Here is a 22407-nt window from a genome sequence, read left to right on the forward strand (position 1 = left end):
CCTCCGCGCGTCCCGGGTGTCGCCGGTGGGGCACCCCGGGTTGACACACACATCGATGTGTGCCGCCTTGCGGCGACCTCGTCGGCCGGCCCGACACGCCCTCGATCCGGGAAACATCCGCCCGCGTTCGGCCCGGCGCTGCTGGAATGGAACCGGACACCGCACGGGAGCACGGCGCCGGCCGGCGAATCGGCGCCGCGCGGCAGGCGAGGGAGCGACCCATGACGACCGCACATCCGCCACGCCCGTCGTCGACCCCGCCCGGATCGGCGGCCCGCGCCGGCCGGGCCCCCGGCGCGTGGCCCGGGCTGGGCCACCTCCCGCACCTGCTCCGCGCACCGCTGCGCTTCCTCGGCTCGCTGCCCGCACACGGTGATCTGGTGGAGATCCGGCTCGGCCCGCGCCCGGCCTTCGTGCTGTGCCATCCCGAACTCGCCCGGCACGTCATGGCCGACGGTCGCACCTTCGACCGCGTCGGACCGCTCTACGAGGGTTCGCGCGCCGCGCTGGGCAACGGCCTGGCCACATGTCCGCACGGTGACCATCGCCGGCAACGGCTGATGATGCAGCCCGCGTTCCGCACCGAGCACCTGCCCGGCTACGCCGAAGCGATGCGGCGCGAGATCGGCGCCGCGCTGGATCGCTGGCGGCCGGGCCGGGTGGTCGACATGGTCGACGAGATGTTCGCGCTGACCACAACGGTGGCCGTGCGTACCCTCTTCGGCGCCGGTATCGCCGATCGTGACATCGCCGAACTGCGCGACAGCCTGGACACCTTCCTCAAGGGGGTCTACCTGCGCGCCCTGCTGCCCGCCGTCGACTCCCTGCCCACCCCGGGCGCCCGGCGCTACACCCGGGGCCTGGCCACCTGGCGGGCGCACGTGACGCGGATCATCGCCGCGCGCCGCGCCGCCGACCCCGACGACCGGGATCTGCTCGGCCGGCTGCTCGCCGCCCGGGACGAGGCGGGCGGGGCGATGACCGAGGCGGAACTGCACGACCAGGTCGCCGTGTTGATCCTGGCCGGCGCCGAGACCACGTCGTCCGCACTGGCCTGGGCACTGCACCTGATCACCGCCCACCCCGAAGCCGAGGAAGCCCTGCACGCCGAGGTCGATATCGTGCTCGGCGGACGCGCGGCCGGCCCGGACGACCTGCCCCGGCTGCCCTGGACCGGCCGGGTGATCCGCGAAACGCTGCGCCTGTACCCGCCGGCCTGGGTGCTCCCGCGCACCGCCACACGCGAGATCGAGGTGGCGGGCCGGCGACTGGACGCGGGCAGCACACTCGTGTTCAGCCCGTACATCCTGCACCGCCACCCCTGGTTCCACGCCGAGCCGGACCGGTTTCGGCCGGAACGCGAACACGCGGACGGCATCGGGCCGGGGACCTGGTCGCGCAGTTCGTTCGTGCCCTTCGGCAGCGGTCCGCACAAGTGCATCGGCGACACCTTCGCGCTGACCGAGGCCACTCTCGCACTGGCCTCGATCGCGTCCCGCTGGCGATTGCGACCGGCCTCCGCCGCTCCGGTCCGCGCCGTCCCACGCAGCGTGCTGACCCCGCGTGCCCTGCCGATGCACCTGATCCGCCGCTGACTCGGCCACACCCGAACTCCCGGACCGGATCCGGATCCACCGCTCAGCCGTGGGCGGCGACGCACTCCCCCACCGGGTCGAACAGCAGCGTCCAGTTGCCCGGCACGCGCCGCACCGCGGAGCCGAGATGGAACCGGACCACCGTCCACTCGTCCGGCCGCGCCGGCGCACCGTGTGCCCGGACGACCTCCAGGGCGTGGTCCAGGGCCTCGACCTGGTCCTCCTCGTCGAACCCCAGTCGTGCGTACGCCTGTTCCACCTCCGCGGGCTTCGACAACGACTCGTCCCATCCGGCGGCCGCGTCGAGCAGGTACAGCACATGGCTGCCGGGCAGCGGTAGTTCGGCACGCAGTCGGGCCGTGTCGAACTCCCGGTCCGCGTCCTTTGCCACCAGGTCCGAGCCGTGCACCGCCCACGCCACCAGGTCCGCCCAGTAGTCGGGTTCGTGCCGTCCGTCGGTCTGCCGGATGTGCTCGCTCGCGAACGCCGCCATCGTGTCCGGGTCGTCGATCAGCGGCGAGACGACCATGTCGCTCCGGCCGTCGAAGCCGAAGAAGTACCGGTGCCCGTCGAGGACGAGCGACTCGATGCCGGCCACGTGGCCGCTCCGTCCGGGCAGCGGGTCGAGGTGCTTGGCGGGGTCGGAGTTCATGCCGACGACGGTAGCGGGGAGCGCTGGTGCAGGTCGTCCAGGGTCGCCAGGCCGGCCGCGGTCGGACGCAGCGCGCCGGCGGCCACGTTGGAGACCGGGTCGTGGCCCGCCGCGTCCCGGCACGGGCCGACCTTGGTGGCGATCACCGGGTTTGATCGCGACGAACCGGGCTGATGGCCATCGATTTCGGATATGTGCGGATCCTCGGGGCCGGCATCGCCGGCGGAAGGTGATCGGCGTCGACCGGGTCGCCGCGCGGGCGGCGGCCACGCGGTGACCCACACCACCGAAATCGATCGTCCGGAGGGTGGACGATGCCCGAATTGTGTGCGCCGAGAGGGGCGTGCGAGAGTGATTCACGGAGCCCGAACCGGCTCCCGGACGAGGCACGCCGTACCCGGTTGAGACAAGACGGTGTCAGGGAGCGTGCCTGTCATGGCTTGGATCGTCCTGCTCATCTCCGGTGTCCTGGAAGCCGTCTGGGCGACGGCACTCGGCAAGTCCGCCGGATTCAGCAAAATCGTGCCGACCGTCGTCTTCGGCGTCGGCTTGACCGCCAGCATGGCGGGCCTGGCGTACGCGCTGCGCACCCTGCCGGTCGGCACCGGCTACGCGGTGTGGGTGGGCATCGGTGCCGTATTGACCGTCACCTACGCGATGCTCTTCGAGGGCGAGGCATTCTCCGTCGTCAAGCTGCTCCTGCTGGCCGGCATCGTCGGCAGCGTGGTCGGCCTGAAGGTCCTGCACTAGGCGTCCGTCGGCGTGCTCGGCACCCCCATCCCGCGCCGGGCCGCGCCGCCACCGGGCAGGCGGTCGAGCGTCGCTCCGGCGAGAGTCGGCCGCCGACCCGGCGGGCCGATGCGATCCGGCCCGTCCCGGCCCACCCAGGCCCACCCAGCTCCGGTCCGATCCGGTTCGGTCAGTCGATCTGCAGTTCACCCATCGCACTCCACCCGTTCGCGTCCGGGATCACCGTGCTCACGATCTCGGGCGTGTGCCGGACCAGTGGACGGAACCGCTCCAGGGCCGCCTTGAAGTGGTCGGAGTTCACGTGTGCCGCCCCCGCGTCGTCCCGGAACGCCTCGACCAGCACGTAGGTGTTCGGGTCCTCCAGGCTGCGCGACCACTCGAACCACAGGTTGCCCGGTTCACCCCGGGTGGCCTCGGTGAACGCCGCAGCGTGTTCGGGCCAGTCGTCGGCGTGCTCGGGCTTCACCGGAAACTTCACCACGATGAAAATCATTGGGTAACTCTAGGTCATCACACGTGCCCACAGGGGTGCCCCGAACCGATCCCGACGGTCGCGTCCGCCCCACCGGGCCGACCCGCCCGCACTCACCGGCCGGCCGCCGGCACCGACACCGGCACCGCGACGAGTCGACCGGTACGCGGGCCGCCCGTCGGGTCGTCCATGCCGCGCCATTCGGTGGCGGCGACGAACAACGTCCCGCCGTCGGCGCCGCCCAGCGCACAGGAGAAGCAGCCCCGGTCCGACTCGACCCTGCGCAACACCTCGCCGCCCTCGCGCACGCGCACACAACACTTGTTCGGCACGTCCGCGTACCAGACGGCGCCCTCGGCATCGACGCAGATTCCGTCCGGAACCCCGTCGCCGAGGTCCGCCCACACCCGGCGCCCCGACAGCCCGCCGTCGGGTGCGATGTCGAATGCGGTGAGCCGGTTGCCGTACGACTCGGCGACGATCAGCGTCGAGCCGTCCGACGTCACCGCCATGCCGTTGGGGAAGACGACGTCCTCGGCCACTCGGCGGGCCGAGCCGTCCGCACCGATCAGCGCGACGAACCCGGGCCGGAACGGCTCGCCCGCCGCCATGTCGAACCCGATCGCGTTGACGTACGCATGGCCGCGCCCGTGCACCACGATCTCGTTGAAGCCGGTCCCGAGCCCGCGCAGATTCGCGTGGGTGGCCAACGATCCGTCCGCCTCCAGGCTCACCACCCGCGCCTCGGCGGACGAGACGATCAGCAGGCGCCCGTCCGGCAGCCAGTCGATGCACATCGGCATCGACGGAAACGGCACCCCCACCACGACCTCCCCGACGCCGTCGGGCCCGACCGCGACGATCTCCCGGGCACCCCAGTCACAGAACCACACCCGATCCCGATGCCACCGCACCGACTCCCCGAAGACGATGTTCTCCCGCAGAACGGTCCACTCGGACATGTGCCACGACCCTTCGCGACCCCGAGGCGCCCACCGCCGCCGACGACGGATCCTTCGCCTCATGGGTAGACCCGAGCGCACCCGAAAACTCATCGTCGCCGGGTCCCTTACCCCCGGAGCCACGCCCGGCCCGGCGAGCACGGCTGTGGGGCCGCACCACCCGACGCCGACCGCCGAGGTCCCCGACCCACGCCACGCACACGAAGCACGGCGCCGGGTCGGGGCATGACGGGCCCGGGCGCCGTTCAGGCCAGGCGCTTGGCACCGGCTCCGGGCCAGGGTTCACCGCGCAGACCAGCGATCGGCCGCGGCCGAAGACCAGCGTGCCCGCGGGCGCGTCGAGCCGGCGCAGCCCGGCGCCGTCGCCCAACTCCGGGTAGCGTGCGCCGGATCGCCGGCGCGGAGCGGTACAGCGACAACGTGGACGCCGGGTCGTCCCACTGCGCCTCGACGCTCGACTCGCGCCCCTCGCGTGGCTGCGGCAGCCACGGGGCCGCGCCGGCCGGCACACCGAATCCGTACGGTGCCCGCTCGCCCGACCACGGCACCCGTCCCGGCCCCGTTCGGTGTGCCCGGACCGCACCCAGCGCGGGTCCTGGAGCACGTCGTCGGGCAGGTCGCCCGGTACGGGCCCGAACACGCTTCGGGCCCGTACCGGCCGGGGCACCGGGCGGCGGGTGGTCGCCCACCGCCGCCCGGTGCCGACCCGCATCTCACGCGCCGGGGACCCGACCCAGGGTGTGGAGCAGGTAGCGGTCGTGGTCGTACGGATCGGGGCCCGTGTGCGGCCGGGTCGGGATCGGGTGTCCGGTGAAGGCCCGGTGGCCGTCGAACTCGCTGACCAGGACCCCCTCGCCGCGGGTCGCCTCCGGCAGCCGCCGGGTGACCCCGTGCACCTCGGCGGCCGGGATCGTGCCCCGCACCAGGCATCGGTCCCCCCGCGTGGACTGCTCCTCGGGGATGGCCCGCGCACCCGTCAGCAGTGCGACGACCGCGCCCGCGCCCGCCGCGGGTGCCTCCAGTTCGAAGCGGTGGATCGGCTCGAACACCCGGGTCCCGGCCTGCTTGAGCGCCTCGCCGACCACCAGGGGCGTCACGCTGCGGAAGTCGCCCGCCGCGCTGATCGGACTCGCGTAGCCGGTCCGGGTGAGCGTCACCGCACAGTCCAGCACCTCCCAGCCGTGCACGCCCTGGCGCAGTGTGCCGTGCACGGCCTCCTCGATCGCCCGGTGGAAGGCGAGCGGCAACCCGCCGAGCCGCACACCCAGCCGAAAGACGATCCCGGCCCCGGGCGCCGCGGGTTCGATCCGCAGGCCCACGGTCGCCCAGAAGAAGTTCACCCCGTCGCCGGCGATCTCCCGCACGGCCTCGCCCACCCCGACCGGCTTCTCGAAGTACAGCGGACGGGATTCCTCGAAGACGACCCGGAGGCCGAACGTGTCGGCCAACGTCGCGCCGATCACCTCCTTCTGCACCTCGCCGTACAGGCGCACCGAGATCGCCCCGGTCTGCTCGTCCCCGCGCACGTCGATCATCGGATCCTGCTCGGCGATGCGTTGCAGTGCGGCGTAGAGCGCGGGCCGCTGCCGGGGGCTCTCCGGCGTCACCTGCGACTCCAGGGTGGGCGGGGCGAACAGGCCCCGGGTGGGCAGCCCGTCGGCGGACCCGAGTTGGTCGCCCACGCGCGCCTGCGCCAGGCCCCGGACCTTGGCGATCGTGCCCGCGGTCGCGTCCGCGTCCCGCAGCCGGGTGCCCTCGTCGAACACCTGGATCGTGGAGGTTCGCCCGGTCAGCTCGACCACCGCGCCCGCGTGGTCGCGGCGATGGAGGGTGACCTCCGTACGCGGGCGAAGGATGCCGCTCCGGGTGCGGACATACGCGATCTTCTCCCCCGCGCGACCGCGCTCGATCTTGAGCACCACCGCGCGCAACGGCTCCTCGGCCGCCTCCGCGCCCACTCGGGGCAGCAGTTCGGCGATGCCGCGGACCAGGTGGTCGACGCCTTCGCCGGTGATCGCGGAGCCGAAGAACACCGGGTAGGCCCAGGCGTGTTCGACGTGACGCGTCAACTCGCGCCGGTAGTCGGCCTCGGTGAGGGTGATCCGGTCGTCGAGATAGGAATCCACGAACGCGTCGCCGTGGTCGGCGAAGGTTTCCGCGAGTCGGGCGGTGAACCGCGCGTCGGTGCCGGTGAACGGCGTGAAACGCGCGCCGGGGGTGCCGATGTCGTCGACCGAGCCCATCGCGACGCAGTTCGGGCCCAGTTCGGCGGCGATCGCTTCGAGCACGTCGTCATAGCGTGCGCCGCGGCGGTCGATCTTGTTGACGAATACCAGGACGGGAATGCGCAGACGGGCAAGTGAACGGATCAGTACGCGCGTTCGGGCCTGCACACCCTCGACCGCGGAGACCACGAGCACGGCGCCGTCCAGCACCCGCAACGCCCGCTCGACCTCGGAGACGAAGTCGGAGTGGCCCGGCGTGTCGATCACGTTGACCCGGAGGTCGCCGATCCGAAACGCCACCACGGCGGACTGGATGGTGATGCCACGCCTGCGTTCGAGTTCGAGCGAGTCGGTCTGGGTGCTGCCCGCGTCGACGCTGCCGATCCGGGTGATCACACCCGCGTCGAACAGCAGACGCTCGGTCAGGCTGGTCTTGCCGGCGTCAACATGCGCGACGATCCCGATGTTCAAATGGTTCATGACGGCCAGTGGCTCCCGCGGCTGCATTGATGGGACGAACTCCGTTGGGACCGCTGGTCTTTCGGGGCATGATCCGGTTCCTCTCCAGGTCGATTCGTCCAATGCAATGCGCACCGACCCTAACATCGCGCCCCGCGGACGCCCGGATTCCCGCCCTGAGTCGGCGAGGCCACCCACCGAACGCCGACCCGCACACCACGCGCGGCGCACCGCGGACCTCGCGCGGCGCACCGAGGGCCGGCTCCCGTTCCACCCGCCGCTGCGTTGCGCGCTCCGGCCCGCGCCGCGTCTCCCGTACCGTGCGCCGCTGCCGCCTCCGTAGCGTCCCGCGCGCCTTCCCCCGTACCCTCTCCCGTTCCATACTCCGCTGCGGCTCCCGTTGCGGTTCGCGTTGCAACTCGCGTTGCAACCACCGTCCCACCTGTGCCGTCGCCCGGATCACATGCCACCATGAGGCCATGTCCCGGCTTCGGCGCCTGCGCCTCGACCATGCTCCGGCCCTGCTCGATTTCGAGCAGCGGAACAGGGCCTACTTCGCCGCGTCGATCTCCGACCGAGGCGACCACTACTTCGCGCACTTCACCGAACGCCACCACGAGCTGCTCGCCGAACAGGCCGCGGGGCTGCACCACTTCCATGTCCTGGTCGACACCGACGGCGAAATCCTGGGTCGGGTCAACCTGATCGACGTGGCGGACGGTGCGGCCGAACTCGGCTACCGGATCGCCGAACGGGCCGCCGGCCGCGGACTGGCCACGAGCGCGGTCCGCGAGATCTGCACGCTCGCCCGCACGGAATACGGCCTGGCCACCCTGCGCGCTGTCACCACCCTCGACAACACCGGCTCCCGAACGGTCCTGGCCCGAACCGGCTTCAGCCCCACCGGCGAACTCGACCTCAACGGCCGCCCGGCCCTGCGCTTCGTCCGACCCCTGCATGCGGAGCCCGGCGGCCCATCACCGTCCTGAGCCCGCCCGCGGTCGTACCGCGGCGCCACCTCCGGGCCCGCGCGGTCGCACCTGCGGGCCCGAGCGCAACCGCGCCGACGACCCCACAAGCACAACCGCGCCGCCCTCCGCGACCGGCGGCCCTCGCCGGAACCTGCCTCGGCCTGCGACGATCCTCGGGCGTCGGGCATCCGCGGGGCGCACGGTCGTGCCCGGTCGGCCACGTCCGGTGACCGGGTCGAGGAGCAGGAGGTCCGGTATCACCGGGGAACACGACATCCGCGCATCACGTCACATACACATACGCACCGTGGACACCACCGTCCTGCCGATCGTCCTGGGCATGCTCGACCGCGCGGTGGCCTGGCTGGTCGCCCACGGCCGCGAGGGCCAATGGGGCACCGAGCCGTGGTCCACCCGCCCCGAGGCCGTGGACCGCGTGGAGACGGTCCTGCGCGACGGGCACGTTCGGCTGGCCGAGGTCGACGGCGAGCCCGCCGGTGTCTGCGTCGCCTCGGACACGCCCTCCGCCTATGTCCCCGCGGTCGACGAACCCGAGTGGTTCGTCAACCTGCTGGTCACCGACCGCCGTTTCGCCGGAGCGGGGGTGGGCGCCGCGCTGATCCAGGACGTGCGCCGCGAGGCGGCCGTCCGGGACGCCGGCCTGGTCCGGGTGGACTGCTATGCCGGCGGCGACGGCGCCCTCGTCCGGCAGTACGAAGCGCTGGGCTTCACTCCCGCCGCGACCTTCTTCGTGGACCGACCCGGACAGCCGCCCTGGCCCGGCCGGTTGCTGGAGTGGCGACCGAACTCCCGGCAGTCGTAGCCGATCGGCGGCCGTATCGCAGCGCAGCGCGCCCGCGCGGGGGACGAGCGAACCCGAGCGTCCCCCGCACCCGGCTCCACCCGGATCCGCGTCCCGCGAGCGGTCGAACGCAGGCCCCGACTCGACCCGTCCCACCCCGCTTCCGGACAACGAGTCGGATGTTTCGGGGTCGTTTCCGTGACCGCACACCGACGCTCCGCAATCCGCGAGCAACTCCCTTACCCCAATAGCAAGTTACTCACGAGTATGCCGTGACTTGTCACGCATTCACGCCTAGAACTTGTTCCCACTCCGTCCCAGAGTGAGGAACGTCACATGAGCGATTCCGCCATGCACCGTAACGGTTTCAAGGGTTTCTCGCGCCGCACTTTCATTGCTGGAACAGGTTCCATCCTGGGCGTCGCGGCCGTGGCCGGCCGCGCCTCCGCAGCCCAGCCGACGGCGGCTCCCTCGGCCGCCTCGATTCCCGCCGGGGCACACGTGCCGGCCCTGGTGATCGGCACCGGCTACGGCGGCTCCGTCGCCGCACTGCGACTGGCCCAGGCCGGCGTCGACGTACACATGATCGAGATGGGCATGTCCTGGGACACCCCCGGCCCGGACGGCAAGATCTTCGCCAACACCACCTCTCCCGACGCCCGTTCCTTCTGGCTCCGCACCAAGACCAAGCAGCCGCTGAGCAATTTCCTCGGCTTCCCGATCGACCGGGCCATCCCCAAGTACACCGGCATCCTGGACGCCGAGGAGTTCGCCGGCATCACCGTCTACCAGGGCCGAGGCGTCGGCGGCGGCTCACTGGTCAACGGCGGCATGGCGGTCACGCCCAAGCGGGAGAACTTCGGCGCCATCCTCCCCTCGGTCGACGCCGACGAGATGTACAACACTTACTACCCGCGCGCCAACGCCGGGCTCGGGGCGGCCACCATCGACCCGGCCTGGTTCGAGAGCACCGCCTGTTACCAATACGCCCGAGTCGGCCGCAAGCATGCCCAGCGCGCCGGCTTCCCGTTCGTCTTCGTACCCACCGTGTACGACTGGGACTACATGAAGCAGGAGGCCGCCGGCGCCGTCCCCAAGTCCGCGCTGGCCGGCGAGATCCTCTACGGCAACAACTACGGCAAGAAGTCGCTGCAGAAGACCTACCTCGCCCGCATCAAGGAGACCGGTCGGGTCACCATCTCCGCGCTGCACAAGGTCACTTCGGTCTCCCCCGCGGCCGGCGGCGGCTACACCGTGACGATCGACCAGATCGACACCACCGGCGCCACCACGCTCACCAAGACCGTCACCGCCGACAAGGTCTTCTTCGCCGCCGGCAGCGTCGGCACCAGCAAACTGCTGGTCCGGCTCAAGGCCACCGGCGCGCTGCCCAACCTCAACGCCGAGATCGGCCAGGGCTGGGGGGACAACGGCAACGTGATGTGCGGGCGCGCCAACCACATGTGGGATCCCACCGGTTCCCTCCAGGCGTCCATTCCCACCGGCGGCATCGACAACTGGAACGCCGGCGGCGCGTTCGCCGAGGTCGCCCCGCTGCCCACCGGCATCGAGACCTACGCCTCGTTCTACCTGTCGATCACCAAGAACCCCAACCGGGCCCGGTTCTCCTGGAACGCCGCGACCGGCAAGGTCGAGCTGAACTGGCAGGCCGCCTGGAAGCAGCCCTCGATCGACATGGCCAAGACCATCTTCGACAAGATCAACGCGAAGGAGGGGACGATCTATCGGACCGACCTCTTCGGCGCGTACAAGATCTGGGGCGACCACCTCACGTACCACCCGCTCGGCGGCGCGGTGTTGACCAAGGCCACCGACAACTACGGGCGTCTGCACGGATATTCCGGCCTGTACGTGATCGACGGCGCACTGATCCCGGGAAACACCAGCGTCAACCCCTTCGTCACCATCACCGCCCTCGCCGAACGCAACATCGAGAAGATCATCGCCACCGACCTGTGACCCCGCCCCGATCGGGTCGCCGACCCCGCACCGGGTCGGCGGCCCCCGGGCCGTGCTCGCGGCGCGAGTCGCGACACTGCATCATGTGGGCGTGATCACCATTCATCTCAAGTACGAGATCGACGCCGACAAGCTGGCCGACTTCGAGGAGTACGGTCGCCGCTGGGTGGGCCTGGTCAACCGCTTCGGCGGCACGCACCACGGCTACTTCCTGCCCAGCGAGGGCGACAGCGACATCGCCTACGCGCTCTTCTCCTTCCCCAGTTTCGCCACGTACGAGCAGTACCGCACCGACAGCGCCACCGACCCCGACTGCCAGGCGGCCATCCGACTGGCCCGCGACACCGGCTGCATCAAGCGCTACGAACGCCGCTTCCTCCGCCCCCTCGACAACGGTTCCTGAACCCACCGGGCACCGGGCCCCCGGAGCGTGTCGTCGATCCCGCGTCGTGGTGCTCGGCGGCGAATCGGTGACACGCCCTATCCGAGCAGCAAGGCCCGGTCCCACAGTGGCGGTGTCGCCGTGGTGGCGGCCAGCAACGCGAGGATCACCCCGCCGGCACCCTCCAGCAGGCCCGGGCCCGCGTCTGCGGGCGTCGGGTGGCGCACGAGCAGTTCCTCGGTCAGCCGCGTGGCCGCGGCCCGCAGCATCGCGTCGCCCGTGTCGTGCGCGAAACGCACGGTGATCTGGAGCAGCCCGGCGAGTCCGTGACAAAGGCCCGGCGCCCGGTCGACCAACCGCTGCCGGGTCGGCCGGGCAAGCACGGCCACCAGCGCGTCGACCGCCAGGGTGCGCATCGCGGCGTCGTCCAGGGCATTCCCGGCCAACCACAGCGCCCGCGCGATGCCGGGCGCACCCGCACACCAGGAGCCGTGTACGGAGCGGGCGTCGGCGCTGCCGGCCGACCAGTCGGGCCCCCACGCGTCGTCCCGCCGGTACTCGCCGAGCAGGCCGGCCATGCGCTCGATCGCGGCGCGCTGTCCACTCACCCGCACGTCCGCGGCGTGCGCCAGCGACAGCAGGGCCAGCGGACCGGCGATGCCGTGCGCAAGACCCGGTTCCGCCCACTCCCCCGGCTCGGCGGACCGGCACAACACGGCGAGCCCCGCGCGCAGCGCCGCCCCGGCGGCGGGCTCGGCGGCGCGACCCAGCAGGTTCGTACAGGTCCCGGTGAGGCCGGAGATCAGGTCGAGTTCGCGCCCGCCGCACGGCTCGCCGCCGGACCGTCCGGCCGCCGCGGCCATCGGCCGCTCGTGTCCGAGCACCCAGCCGGCGAACACCGGGCCGCCCAGGCCGCCGAACAGACCGGACGCGGTGACCTGCGGCCGGTCGGCGCCCGCGTCCGCCGCCGCCAACCAGCTCTCGGCCATCGCGTCCCACCCCCGACCGGGCCGCCACCGATCCAACTGCCGGCACACCACGGCCAACCCGGCACCCCCGCCGCCCAGGTCGTGCCGCACCCGTCGCGGCGTGGCCGCCGGTCGCCCGGCCAGCAGCGCGACCCGCTCCAGCGCGGCGACCGCGATCGGCCCCGACACCGCCGACGTCCACACGTCGGACCCGGCACGTGGCTTCACCACTGAGAGCCCCGTCGATGCCCGGGGACCACCGGACGTTCCGTGCGGGTGGCCGGGCCACCCGCACGAAACCCCTGACAGTCGATCAGTCGAGTGCCGCCACGCACAGGTCGGTCCACTCGTAGCTGTGGTGACCGGTGTCGCAACACATCATCGGTTCGAGGTCCTGCTGTTCATCGGTCTCCGGCAGTTCCTGAAGTTCCAGAACGGAGCTCTCCATGCCTCATCTCCCCTTTCCGGGGGTCTTGGTCGTGCCCGGTGGCCGGCCGGTCGACCAGCCACGAACGAGGTCCGCCGTGTACCAGGCGGAGCAGGAAATCCAACACGCCGGCCATCCCGACGCCGTACGCGGCGCACATCTCGCGCATCGTGTCGTCCGGGACGAGCCATCGGCCGTGCCGGTGGGCGGCGCGCACCGCGATGCAGCCGCCGAGTTCGTGCGCCCGGGACCGGTGCCGCTCGTCCCCGGTGGCCGCGTACAGATCGAGCAGCAACTCGGCGTTGCCGGCCACGCCATGGCACGAGCCGGGCCCGATCCGCCAGCGATCCGCGTACACCGCGCGTGCCGCCCCCTCGGCCAGGTCCAGCCAGCGCTCTGTGCCGGTGACCTGCCACAGCCGGATTAGGAACGTGCCGACGCCGGATGTGCCGTTGCACCAGAAGTCCAGTCCCGGTCGCTCGGTACGCCCGGGGCCCTTCGGCCACATCACCACGCCCCCGCGCCGATCGGCGACCGCCGCGAGCGCGTGCGCACCGCCGACCGCGATGTCGATCAGCTCGGGCCGGTCCAGGTCCCGGCCCGCCGACAGCAGGAACGTCGCGTTGCCGGCCACTCCGTGGCCGAAACCGTACAGCGCCGATCCGGCCAACTCGGCGCGCGCTTCGGGACCCACCGGCCAGTCCACCCCGCCCTCGGCGGTCGCGAGCAATCGCAGCACGGCGTCCGCGCACTGCCCGGCCCGCTCGGCGAACCGCCGGTCACCGGTGGCGTGCCACAGGTGCAACTGGGCCGTGCCCGCCCCGGCCAGGCCATGGCACACGTCGGGGTTGGTGCCGGTCAGCGGGATGGCCAGGGCGTAGGCCACCGCGCGCTCCGCCAACGCGTCGTCGGCCAGCGTTCGGGCCGCCTCGTACAGCGCCCACGCCGTGCCGGAGCGCCCGAAGTACAGCCCGGGCAGCACCCGGTCCGGTCGGGTCAACCGGCGATCGAGCCAGCACGCGGCGGTGCGCAGCGCCGGCTCCGCGTCGCGCCGGCCGCACCGCACGGCCCGGTCCAACACCGCGAGCACACCGGCCGCGCCGAGTTGCACGTTGCACGGATCGCCGTCCGGCAACGAGCGCGGGGCGGGCCAAAGATACTCGGCGTCCGGGTCCATCGTGTCCGCCAGGTGGGCCGGCCCGTCCGTCAGCAGGCGGTCGGGATCGGCCGGGACGGGCGGCCGGATCCCGAGCGGTCGGGTCGGGTCGGGTTCCGCCCGCAGGAAGTCGGCGGCCTGTTCCAGCGTCCATCGCCGGGCGACCTCGCCGGTGAGCCCGACGATCAACGGGGCCAGGGCCCGCAACATCGGCAACGCGGGCGCGGCGGCTGCGACGATCGCGGCGATCCGCTCGCCGACGGGCCGCGCGGGTGCGCTCTCGGCGGCCAGCACGGGGTTGATCCCGGCGCCGACCTGGAGCAGGGTGGCGCCCAGACTGAAGCAGTCCGCCGCGAAGTCCGCCGCCGGGGCGGCCCGTTCGGATCCGGCCGCGCCCAGGTATTCGGGAGCGGTGAAGCCGCGGGTGCCGACCACCGGAACCCTGCTCCCGACCGCGACCGCGCTCTCCAGGTCCACCAGCATCGGGCAGTCCTTGGGCGTCATCATCACGTTGCCCGGCTTGAAGTCCCGCAGCACCAGCGACTCGGCGTGCACCCTGGCCAGCAACCGGGTGAGTTCGCGGGCCAGTTCCCAACCTGCCGCGACCGGGATCCGGCCGTCGTCGCCGTGTCGGCGCTCCAGTCGGTCCGCGGTCCATCGGGTCAGGCTGATGCCCTCGATCAGCTCCTCGACCAGGAAGACGTGCCCGCCGCTGTCGAACACCTCGCGCGGCTCGGGTGCGATCCGGCGCGGCGCGAGGCGGGTCAACACCTGTGCCTCGTGCCGCAACCAGTCCCGGGCGTCGCGCCCGTCGGGCCCGGCTCCGACGTGCGGACGGGCCTCCTTGATCAGGACCTGTTCGCCGGTGCGCTCGTCGCGTGCCCGGTAGACCCCGCCCCGGTTGGAATGCCGGATCGCCTCGCGGACCCGATAGCGGCCCGCGAGCAGGACCGAGTCGCCGCGCCGCCGCCCGAAGTGCCGCGGGCCCGGCACGGCCAGCGGGTCCACCGCCCAGGGCGGCGGGGAGAACCAGGCCTCGCGGCGGTCCGGCTCCGACGTGCCGTCGGGTGCCTGCACTCGGCCCTCGTAGAAGCCCTCGTCGTTGAGTTCGCGAGGGCGGGCGAAGCAGCCGAACCGGTAGTGCACCACGCTGCCCGGCCGATAGCGCCGGTCCGAGAGAATGGCCGGCCCCGGCAGACCCTCGGTCGCCGCATGCAACTCGGCGGCGAGCAGCACCAGTTGCTCGTCGTCGGCCGGATAGGCGGTGATGAATTTTCCGGACCGGGCCCGGGCGGCCCGGACCGCGTTCAGCTCGGCGGCGACGTCCGGATCGGCCGCGAACTTGAACGCACAGCCGTGGGCGACGAGAACCCGGGCCGCGCGCTCCAACACGTCCGGCGCGGATCGGGCGGTGGCCGACAGGTGCAACTTCCAACCCTGGCGCCGTCGTACGTGCCCGGGAGGCGACACCATGCACCAGGGATCGCCGTGCCATACCCGCCATGAGTCGGTGCGGTTCGTCTCGGTCAACACCCGTGCAACCAACAACCGGTAGCTCGACATCACCGGCCCAGCGTCCCACCGCGCCCGGGTCCCGACCAGAGTCCGACCCCGATATATCACCCGAATGCCGTACGCACTCCGCGCCCGACCCGCGCCGCTCCCTGCCGTGCCCGAGCCCCGCCGCCGCGACTTGCCCGGGAGGACCGCGCTGCGCGTTCATCCGTGCGTGGACATCGACTCGGACACCAACAGGCCCAGCAGCGCGTCCCGGCCGCCGCGCCGGAATGCCTCCCGCTGTCGATCGGCCCCCGTTCCCTCCCGCAGCAGTCGATGCACCAGCGCGTCGATCTGGCGGGCGTCCCCGGTGTCCGCCAGCGCCGGGGCGACGTACTCCATCAGCCGGCCCACCAGTTCACCGGCCTTGAGCCGGCGCGGTGCGTGCGGGTCGATCAGCGCATCGGTCAGGCCGTGCCGCGCGGCGTGCCACTGGGCCGCCGAGACGAACTCGGGTGCGGGTGGGGGCGAGAGTTGCCCGGCCGTCGCGTCCCGCAGCACCTGGGTGACCAGGGCCCGGACCAGCCCGGCGAGCATCACCGCGTCCTCGGCCCGCAGTTGCACGTCCATGGCACGGATCTCGACGGTGGGGTAGCGATCGGAGAGCCGGACCTGCCAGTAGACCCTGGCCCGGTCGCGCAGGACGCCCGCGGTCAGCAGATTCTCGATCCGGCGGTCGTAGTCGGCCGCGTCGACGAAGTGGGGCGGCACCCCGGTGATCGACCAGCGGCCGAAGACGATGGTGCGCCAACTCGCGAAGCCGGTGTCGCCGCCCTCCCACAGCGGCGAGTTCGCGGCCATCGCGACCAGTAGGGGCAACCAGGGGCGCAGCCGATTGAGCACGGTCACGCCCGCGTCCCGGTCGGGCACGGCGACGTGTACGTGCATACCGTTGATGAACATCTCGTCGACCAGGCGCGGGGCGTCCGAGTGCAGCAGGCGATAGCGCGCGTCGTCGGTGATTCCGATCGGGGTGTCGGGGCCGAAGGGTGCGGTACCCGAGGCGACGAGCCGGCATCCCGCCTGTTCGGCCGCCACGGCCACCGAGTGGCGCAGCCGCAGCAGGTGCCCGCCGACCTCGTCGAGGGTCGCGCACACCGGCGTCGCCACCTCGACCTGCACCTGCAACAACTCGGGCTGGACCTCGCCGCCGGACACCGCCGGCTGCAGGTCCACCGCCGCCCGGACCGCCTCGGCGACCGGCATCGGGCGGCCGTCGGCGGGATTCACGAGGAGGTACTCCTCCTCGACCCCGAAGGTGATCACGCCCGGACACCGACCACGGTGCCCGCGCCGAACGCGGATCCGCGGCCTGTCGAACGCGGTACGGGGGCCACCGCGCGCCCCGGAATCGCACGCACCATCGCGCACTCCTTGGAACCGTGTCCATCGACGGGGCGCCCGCCCGCGGCGCACCACCGGCCCGAGAACGTTCGGTCCGCATCATGCCTGGGGGCGCCGCCGGCGCGGCGCCCCCAGGGCTTGTCACGGGTCAGACCGGTGTCCCCTCGTCCGCGCGGTCGTCGGAACTGTCGACGGGGTGCATGGTCCGCTCGACCTCGCTCATACAGGGGACGCAGAACGTCTCCCTTCGGCGGGTGCCGTCCACGTCCCGACCGGGCGGCAGAGTCACGCCGCACAACGCGACGTCCTCGCTCTCCATCGCGTGCCACACCACGCTCTGTGCGTCCTGGACCGCTCTCATCACGTGCATGTCCGCTCCCGTGTCGTGAGATCCATCGACCTCACCATGTAATCCGCTGCCGGCCCACCCTGCACTCCCAGGGGCCGCCGGTCCCGGGTCGATCCGGCGTCCGAGGGCGCCCGAGCAGGGAGAATCCCCGGTCGGGCCCCTGGGCCGCGCGGGTGACGCCCGGCGTCGGGCGGTGCTCGCATACGGTGCTCCGACCTGGCCGACGCGGGCGGCTCCGGCGGGCCGTGGAAGTAGGGAGGGCCGCGCAGCCGCCCGATTCCCGGGGCGGGTACGACTTCCGCGGCCGCCCGAAACAACCGACCCGTCGGTCGGTCCGGGCGACGGGGCCGGAGGCTGGTGATACGGGACACGTATCGGTGCGGCCGTCGACCGTGGAAGACTCACCGTGAGTGTTCGCGCGCTCCGGGGTCGGTGCAATTCCGAACCGGCGGTGACAGTCCGCGACCCGACCGCAGCCGGCGGCCGGTTGACCCGGTGAAACTCCGGGACCGACGGTGAAAGTCCGGATGGAAGGCAGTGCGCGGCGACACGTCGATTCCCGCGGTCGGGCGCTGCCCGAGCGCGGACCGAACGTGCTCGCTCTCCCGGAACGGCGTCGGCGCACGGGAGAACGGGCCGTTGTCGGATCCGGATGCTCCCGTACACCGTGGCCGTCCCCGGTGGCATGCGTCGAGGACGCCTGCCCGCCGGGGCGGCCCCTCCTTGGCACGAGAACCACGCGTGCGGCCGATTCCCTCCTCGGGTGCGGTCGTCGCGCAAACCACAGGAGAGTACGCATGACAGAGCAGATCCACGAGCAGCACTCCGGCCCGACGGACGAGCGCCCGGAGAAGGTGGTTCGGGCGATCGAGGCCTTCGCCCGAGGGGCGTTCGTGATCGTCTTCGACGACGAATCCCGTGAGAACGAGGGCGACCTGATGGTGGCCGCGGAGCACACGACCGAGGCGGCCATGCGGTTCATGTTGGCGAACACCGCCGGGGTGGTCTGCGTGGCCATGCCGGACGAGGCGCTGACCCGGCTGGAGTTGCCGCCGATGACGGCGCGGAACACCGGCCTGCACGAGACCGCTTTCACCGTGTCGGTAGACCTGAAGGAGGGCGCCACCACCGGCATTTCCGCGGCCGAACGGGCGCGTACCATCCGGGCGTTGGCCGACCCGGGGACCCGGCCGGACGACCTGGGCCGCCCGGGCCACGTGTTCCCGATCCGGGCGGTGCCCGGCGGCGTGTTGGCACGCGACGGGCACACCGAGGCGGGGGTGGACCTGTCCCGGCTCGCCGGGTTGTCCGGGGTCACCGCGATGTGCGAAGTGGTGCTCGCGGACTGGAGCATGGCACGCCTGGGCGATCTGATCGCGCTGGCCGAACGGGAGGACCTGCATCTGATCTCGGTGGGTGACCTGGCGGCGTATCGCAGCACGGTCGAGGCGCGATCGGCCCTGGCCTGACGAACCCCCCGGCCGGGCGCGGTGTGTTCGCGTCCCGGCCGGGACCCGGCCGGGGCCTGACCGTGCCGCCCGCGGTGACCTCGGCGCGTGCGGGTCAGTCGGCGAGCAGGCCGGTGCGCAGACCGGCCAGGGTGCGACCGAGCAGCCGGGAGACGTGCATCTGGGAGATGCCGAGCCGTTCGGCGATCTGCGACTGGGTCAGTTCCCGGCCGAAGCGCAGCGTCAGGATGGTCCGTTCGCGGTCCGGGAGGGCGGCTATCAGCGGCTTGAGCGCGTGCAGTTCCTCGACCCGGGCGAAGCCGGGATCGACGAACGAGGCCCGCGCCGCATGCGCCTGCAGGGGCCCGTCGTCGCCGGCGGGGGCGTCCAGCGAGTCGGCGGTGTATCCGGCCGCCGCGGTCAGGCCCTCGGTCACCTGCGCGACGTCCAGGTCCAGGTGCGCGGCGAGTTCGGCCGCGGTGGGTTCGCGATCGTGCTCGGCGGTGAACGCGTCCCGGGCCTCGGCGAGTTCCAGGCGCAGTTCCTGGAGTCGGCGCGGGACGTGCACGGCCCAGGTGTGGTCCCGGAAGAAGCGCTTGATCTCGCCCGAGATGGTGGGCACCGCGAACGTGGGGAACTCGTATCCGAAGGCCGGGTCGAAGCGGTCGATCGCCTTGATCAGGCCGATCGTGCCGACCTGGAGGATCTCCTGCGTCTCCTCCCGGCGTGAGCGGTAGCGGGCCGCCACGAAACGCACCAGCGGGAGATTCAGTTCGATCAGGGTGTTGCGCACGTACTGGCGTTCGGGCGTGCCCTCCTCCAGCGCCTGCAGGCGGTCGAAGAGCACCCTGGACATCGCCCGCGTGTCGCTCGCGGTCGGCGGCCCGTCCGCGTCCTCGACGCCCGGTTCCGGCCGGGCGAACAGGGCCGAGCCGGCGGGCGGTTCGCCCCCGGCGGGCTCGGCGACACCGGCGGTCTCCTCGACGAGAGCGGTGCCGGCCGGGGAGTCGGTCGCAATCCCAACGGTCATGTCACGTCCTTCCGGTACGTCTCGCGCGGCGGGTGTCCACGGCACACCCGATCCATGCACCATACACACGTCCCCGTGCGGGGCCGCGCCCCGGGCCCCGCCGCGGTCGGCCGCGCCCGCGCCCGACGAGGCGGCCCGGCTCGATCCGGCGCAGGACGGCGGCACCCCACGGTCGAGGCGGGGAGGTACGCCCGTGGGGCGTGTGGCCTGCGGGGCCGTGCACCGGTGCGGTGGGTCGCGCGACCGCGCTCAGAGCCGGATCAGGCCCGCGTCCGTCGGTCTGAAACCGCACGCGTCGACGTAGAACCGGCGCAGGCCGTCCTCGAAGTCGACGTGCAACCACTCGCACTTCGCGGCGCGGGCCTCGCGCACCGCCACCGCGATCAACTCCGCCCCGATCCCGCTCCGGCGATTTCGCCGGGCGACCACGGTGTCCAGGACGAACGCGTGCACTCCCCCGTCCCAGGCCACGTTGACGAAGCCGACCAGGCGATCGTCCTGCCGTGCGCACACCCAGCCCAGGCTGTACCGATGCAACTGGGCTCGCCAGTCGATCGCCAGCGGCGGGTGCTCGAACCCCTCGGCGTGCAGCGCGTTGACGGCGGAGTTGTCGAAGTCGCCGCGCCACTCGAAGGTGACCGTCATGCGGCAAGCCCGGGAAGCACGCGGGACGCGGGTCGCGCGGGCCACCCGAAGGCACCCTCGGCGAAGGGCGTGCGGCGGGCACGCGCATCCTCCGAGGGTGAGCCGGCCCGGGGACCGCATCGGGCCGTGCCCGCGGCCGGACGGGTCACGGTGTGTTGCCCAGGGCCTGACGCAGGGGCAGGGCGCCGGTGGCGATGTGGATTCCCCGGGACACGATCCGTGCGTTGGTCGAGTCGAGCAGGGACAGTTGGGACAGCGGCGCCGGGCCGTCGTCGTGCAGCGAACAACACAGCAGCAGCATCGTGCGCAACGCCCCCGGCGGGAACGGCGCGTCGGGGGCGGTGACCACCTCGCGCAGCGTGCGCCAGCGCACCGCCGCGTAGCGGCCGTCGTCGGACCAGTCCAGACAGACCGCGTACAGCTCGGGGCGGCGTACGAACGAGCCCTCCTCGGTGAGGATGTACGTGGTCGCCTGCGCCGAGTGGCTGCCCTCGGCCGCGCGGTAGAGCGCGGCCTCGATCACCTCCGAGGACATGGCCGGTACGGAGGCACCGTCGTTGTGTCGGGCGGGGCGCGCGGCGACCCGTTCGGTGCGGTGCTTGGCGTCGGTTCGGTTGCGCCGGCTGCTCGGGCGACGGTCGGTGCTCATGAGACAACCCTTCGGGCCGGGTCCGGAGCCCACGTGTGGGCGGGGGCGAGCAGGTGCGCCGGTTCCACCTGGAACAGCTGGGCCAGGCGCTCCACATCGTTGAGGTCGAAGGGCAGTTCGCCGGTGAATCGGCGCCACGCCCAGGACCGGCCGTGGCCCAGCGCCTCGCCGATGGCGCCGTCCGTGTAGCCGTCCCGCCGCGCGAGCATGCGCACGTTGCGCACCACGATCATCCGGATCGGTTCGTCCGTGTCCGTATCCGTGTCCCGGTTGGGTATCGGCTCCGCCGTTCTGGTCCCACGCACCCCAGGCGCAACATCTGTCATCTCCGCAGAGTAGATCGCCGATTGCGGGAGCGGTAGTCCGGAAGAAGGACAACCTTCCCTCTCTGCGGGAAAGTTGCCGCGTCATCCGAACGCGCCGCCGGGCCGACGACCCGTAATCGCCGCGCCGGAGCGGGACTTCGCATGGGTGTGCGGCGAATGCCCGGGGTCACCCGCCCGGTCGGCGGACCTCCACCGGGCTCCGGGGACTCTCGGTCGCGCGCCGAGGGGCGGGGTCCGATCGCTCAGCCGATGCGCCTGCCGTCGCCGGCGGCGGGCGGCGAGGTCCGCCTCGGGTTGTCGGTGCTCGGGGTCCGGGGCGTGTCGGGCGAGGTGTCGGGCGGAGGTACGGACGGGGGGATCGTGGCGGCCGACGGATTCACCGGTGCCACACTCGCCGGCGAGGGCGCCGTCGCGAGAGGTGCGGGCGTGGAGGTGCTCGGCGTCGGCGCGTCGGTCTGCGGAACGGGTGCGGCCGGCGGCACCCGCACCGGATGCGGGGCATCCGAGCCTGCGGTCGAGCCGAGCACCGCCCATCCGGCCGCGACCACGGCCAGCGCCGCCACCGGCAGCGCCAGGCGCAGCGGGACGCGGCGCCCGCGCACCGTCCCGGCCGGCAGCGGCACGTCCCGGGTCCGCAGCGTCTCGGGGGTCACCGCGTCGGCCCGCCGGCCCATCCAGTCGCGCAGTTCGGCCTCCAGCGCGGCATGCTCGGGCGTTCCCGAGCGCAGGGGTTCGGCACCGTGTCGGGTCACGCGTCGTCCTCCATAAGCAACCGGTGCAGCGCGGTCAGCCCGCGGCTCGCGGTGGATTTCACGGTGCCGGACGGGATGCCCAGCGTGCCGGCGATCTCGGTCTCGCTGAGGTTCTCCCAATAGCGCAGCACCAGCACCTCGCGTTGCCTGCCGGTCAATCGCCCCAGCGCGTGCCGCAGCCGCCGGTCGCGTTCGGCCCGCAGCGCATCGTCCTCGGGCGAGGCCACCGGCGGCGGCACCGGCGGTATCCAGGCCCGGGCGGTGCGCCGTCGGCGCAGCACCGATCGGGCGCCGTTGACCACGCAGCGCCGCAGGTAGGCGGGTGGGTCGTCGAGTTCGCCCAGGCGCGCGCCGTAGCGGCGGAAGGCCGCCGTGAACGCCTCCTGCACGACGTCCTCCGCGGTCTCCTGGTCGTCCACCAGCAGCGTGGCCAGGCGCACCAGGCGGATCCGGTGCGCGTGGTAGAGCTGCGCCATGGTCGGCGGCGGCTCGCCCGCCTCCCGGGT

The 22407-nt window shown here is 72.6% G+C and carries 23 protein-coding genes and 2 riboswitches; of the genes, 7 read left to right on the top strand and 16 right to left on the bottom strand.

What is annotated here, in order from left to right; all coding sequences use genetic code 11:
• The first annotated feature begins 221 nt into the window (after window positions 1-221).
• Window positions 222-1595: a cytochrome P450 gene (locus ACZOOI_RS34935; RefSeq protein ID WP_465283579.1), complete on the top strand. Its 1374-nt coding sequence runs from the start codon at window positions 222-224 to the stop codon at window positions 1593-1595.
• Between the two features lie 43 nt (window positions 1596-1638).
• Here the strand turns inward: ACZOOI_RS34935 and ACZOOI_RS34940 are convergent, their stop codons facing one another.
• Window positions 1639-2247 (bottom strand): hypothetical protein, encoded by a 609-nt coding sequence (locus ACZOOI_RS34940; protein ID WP_465283580.1) that lies wholly within the window; start codon window positions 2245-2247, stop codon window positions 1639-1641.
• Window positions 2244-2393 (bottom strand): hypothetical protein, encoded by a 150-nt coding sequence (locus ACZOOI_RS34945; protein WP_465283581.1) that lies wholly within the window; start codon window positions 2391-2393, stop codon window positions 2244-2246. The genes ACZOOI_RS34940 and ACZOOI_RS34945 overlap by 4 nt, the downstream gene beginning before the upstream one ends.
• A gap of 212 nt (window positions 2394-2605) precedes the next feature.
• Window positions 2606-2668, top strand: a riboswitch (guanidine-III (ykkC-III) riboswitch).
• A 14-nt stretch (window positions 2669-2682) separates the two neighbouring features.
• Between ACZOOI_RS34945 and ACZOOI_RS34950 the strand changes: the two genes are divergently transcribed.
• Window positions 2683-2997 carry a DMT family transporter gene (locus ACZOOI_RS34950; protein WP_465283582.1) on the top strand — a complete coding sequence of 105 codons (315 nt, stop codon included), beginning with the start codon at window positions 2683-2685 and terminating at the stop codon, window positions 2995-2997.
• A 169-nt stretch (window positions 2998-3166) separates the two neighbouring features.
• On the opposite strand, the gene ACZOOI_RS34955 is transcribed toward ACZOOI_RS34950, so the two are convergent.
• From ACZOOI_RS34955 to ACZOOI_RS34965, 3 genes are all read right to left on the bottom strand, one after another.
• Window positions 3167-3490 (bottom strand): putative quinol monooxygenase, encoded by a 324-nt coding sequence (locus tag ACZOOI_RS34955; RefSeq protein WP_465283583.1) that lies wholly within the window; start codon window positions 3488-3490, stop codon window positions 3167-3169.
• A gap of 92 nt (window positions 3491-3582) precedes the next feature.
• Window positions 3583-4431 carry an SMP-30/gluconolactonase/LRE family protein gene (locus tag ACZOOI_RS34960; protein WP_465283584.1) on the bottom strand — a complete coding sequence of 283 codons (849 nt, stop codon included), beginning with the start codon at window positions 4429-4431 and terminating at the stop codon, window positions 3583-3585.
• A 713-nt stretch (window positions 4432-5144) separates the two neighbouring features.
• Window positions 5145-7136 (bottom strand): GTP-binding protein, encoded by a 1992-nt coding sequence (locus ACZOOI_RS34965; RefSeq protein ID WP_465283585.1) that lies wholly within the window; start codon window positions 7134-7136, stop codon window positions 5145-5147.
• A 458-nt stretch (window positions 7137-7594) separates the two neighbouring features.
• Here ACZOOI_RS34965 and ACZOOI_RS34970 point away from each other — a divergent pair, with 458 nt between their 5' ends.
• The 4 genes from ACZOOI_RS34970 to ACZOOI_RS34985 all read left to right on the top strand — a co-directional run bounded on the left by ACZOOI_RS34970 (window position 7595) and on the right by ACZOOI_RS34985 (window position 11271).
• Window positions 7595-8104 carry a GNAT family N-acetyltransferase gene (locus ACZOOI_RS34970; protein ID WP_465283586.1) on the top strand — a complete coding sequence of 170 codons (510 nt, stop codon included), beginning with the start codon at window positions 7595-7597 and terminating at the stop codon, window positions 8102-8104.
• A gap of 289 nt (window positions 8105-8393) precedes the next feature.
• Complete coding sequence (locus tag ACZOOI_RS34975; RefSeq protein WP_465283587.1) at window positions 8394-8909, top strand: GNAT family N-acetyltransferase; 516 nt, start codon at window positions 8394-8396, stop codon at window positions 8907-8909.
• Between the two features lie 315 nt (window positions 8910-9224).
• Window positions 9225-10868, top strand: a complete 1644-nt coding sequence (locus tag ACZOOI_RS34980; protein ID WP_465283588.1) for a GMC oxidoreductase — start codon at window positions 9225-9227, stop codon at window positions 10866-10868.
• A 91-nt stretch (window positions 10869-10959) separates the two neighbouring features.
• Entirely contained in the window at window positions 10960-11271 is a 312-nt protein-coding gene (locus ACZOOI_RS34985) for an NIPSNAP family protein (protein ID WP_396006330.1), read from the top strand.
• A 77-nt stretch (window positions 11272-11348) separates the two neighbouring features.
• On the opposite strand, the gene ACZOOI_RS34990 is transcribed toward ACZOOI_RS34985, so the two are convergent.
• The 5 genes from ACZOOI_RS34990 to ACZOOI_RS35010 form a co-directional block, all read right to left on the bottom strand.
• Window positions 11349-12449, bottom strand: coding sequence for a lanthionine synthetase LanC family protein (locus ACZOOI_RS34990; RefSeq protein ID WP_465283589.1), 1101 nt, complete (start codon window positions 12447-12449; stop codon window positions 11349-11351).
• Between the two features lie 82 nt (window positions 12450-12531).
• Window positions 12532-12666 carry a hypothetical protein gene (locus ACZOOI_RS34995; RefSeq protein WP_391583823.1) on the bottom strand — a complete coding sequence of 45 codons (135 nt, stop codon included), beginning with the start codon at window positions 12664-12666 and terminating at the stop codon, window positions 12532-12534.
• Entirely contained in the window at window positions 12620-15364 is a 2745-nt protein-coding gene (gene lanL / locus ACZOOI_RS35000) for a class IV lanthionine synthetase LanL (RefSeq protein ID WP_465284103.1), read from the bottom strand. Before lanL ends, ACZOOI_RS34995 begins: the two co-directional genes overlap by 47 nt.
• Window positions 15365-15520: 156 nt before the next feature.
• On the bottom strand, window positions 15521-16624 hold the full coding sequence (locus ACZOOI_RS35005; protein WP_465283590.1) for a carboxylate-amine ligase: 1104 nt from the start codon (window positions 16622-16624) through the stop codon (window positions 15521-15523).
• A gap of 226 nt (window positions 16625-16850) precedes the next feature.
• The gene (locus ACZOOI_RS35010; protein ID WP_465283591.1) at window positions 16851-17072 is read right to left on the bottom strand and encodes a hypothetical protein; all 222 of its coding nucleotides are present in this window, start codon (window positions 17070-17072) and stop codon (window positions 16851-16853) included.
• 393 nt (window positions 17073-17465) lie between these two features.
• Window positions 17466-17596: riboswitch (FMN riboswitch) on the top strand.
• Window positions 17597-17848: 252 nt separating this feature from the next.
• On the opposite strand from ACZOOI_RS35010, the gene ribB reads away from it, so the two are divergent.
• Window positions 17849-18520 (top strand): 3,4-dihydroxy-2-butanone-4-phosphate synthase, encoded by a 672-nt coding sequence (ribB, locus tag ACZOOI_RS35015; RefSeq protein WP_465283592.1) that lies wholly within the window; start codon window positions 17849-17851, stop codon window positions 18518-18520.
• 94 nt (window positions 18521-18614) lie between these two features.
• Here the strand turns inward: ribB and ACZOOI_RS35020 are convergent, their stop codons facing one another.
• The 6 genes from ACZOOI_RS35020 to ACZOOI_RS35045 form a co-directional block, all read right to left on the bottom strand.
• Entirely contained in the window at window positions 18615-19529 is a 915-nt protein-coding gene (locus ACZOOI_RS35020) for a SigB/SigF/SigG family RNA polymerase sigma factor (RefSeq protein ID WP_465283593.1), read from the bottom strand.
• Window positions 19530-19778: 249 nt separating this feature from the next.
• The gene (locus ACZOOI_RS35025) at window positions 19779-20174 is read right to left on the bottom strand and encodes a GNAT family N-acetyltransferase (protein ID WP_465283594.1); all 396 of its coding nucleotides are present in this window, start codon (window positions 20172-20174) and stop codon (window positions 19779-19781) included.
• Between the two features lie 145 nt (window positions 20175-20319).
• The gene (locus ACZOOI_RS35030) at window positions 20320-20823 is read right to left on the bottom strand and encodes a hypothetical protein (protein ID WP_465283595.1); all 504 of its coding nucleotides are present in this window, start codon (window positions 20821-20823) and stop codon (window positions 20320-20322) included.
• Window positions 20820-21149, bottom strand: coding sequence for a helix-turn-helix domain-containing protein (locus ACZOOI_RS35035; protein ID WP_465283596.1), 330 nt, complete (start codon window positions 21147-21149; stop codon window positions 20820-20822). The genes ACZOOI_RS35030 and ACZOOI_RS35035 overlap by 4 nt, the downstream gene beginning before the upstream one ends.
• A gap of 242 nt (window positions 21150-21391) precedes the next feature.
• Window positions 21392-21901 (bottom strand): hypothetical protein, encoded by a 510-nt coding sequence (locus ACZOOI_RS35040; RefSeq protein ID WP_465283597.1) that lies wholly within the window; start codon window positions 21899-21901, stop codon window positions 21392-21394.
• The gene (locus ACZOOI_RS35045; protein ID WP_396006323.1) at window positions 21898-22377 is read right to left on the bottom strand and encodes an RNA polymerase sigma factor; all 480 of its coding nucleotides are present in this window, start codon (window positions 22375-22377) and stop codon (window positions 21898-21900) included. Before ACZOOI_RS35045 ends, ACZOOI_RS35040 begins: the two co-directional genes overlap by 4 nt.
• Window positions 22378-22407 lie beyond the last annotated feature (30 nt).

It is taken from the genome of Embleya sp. L77, from assembly GCF_055557415.1.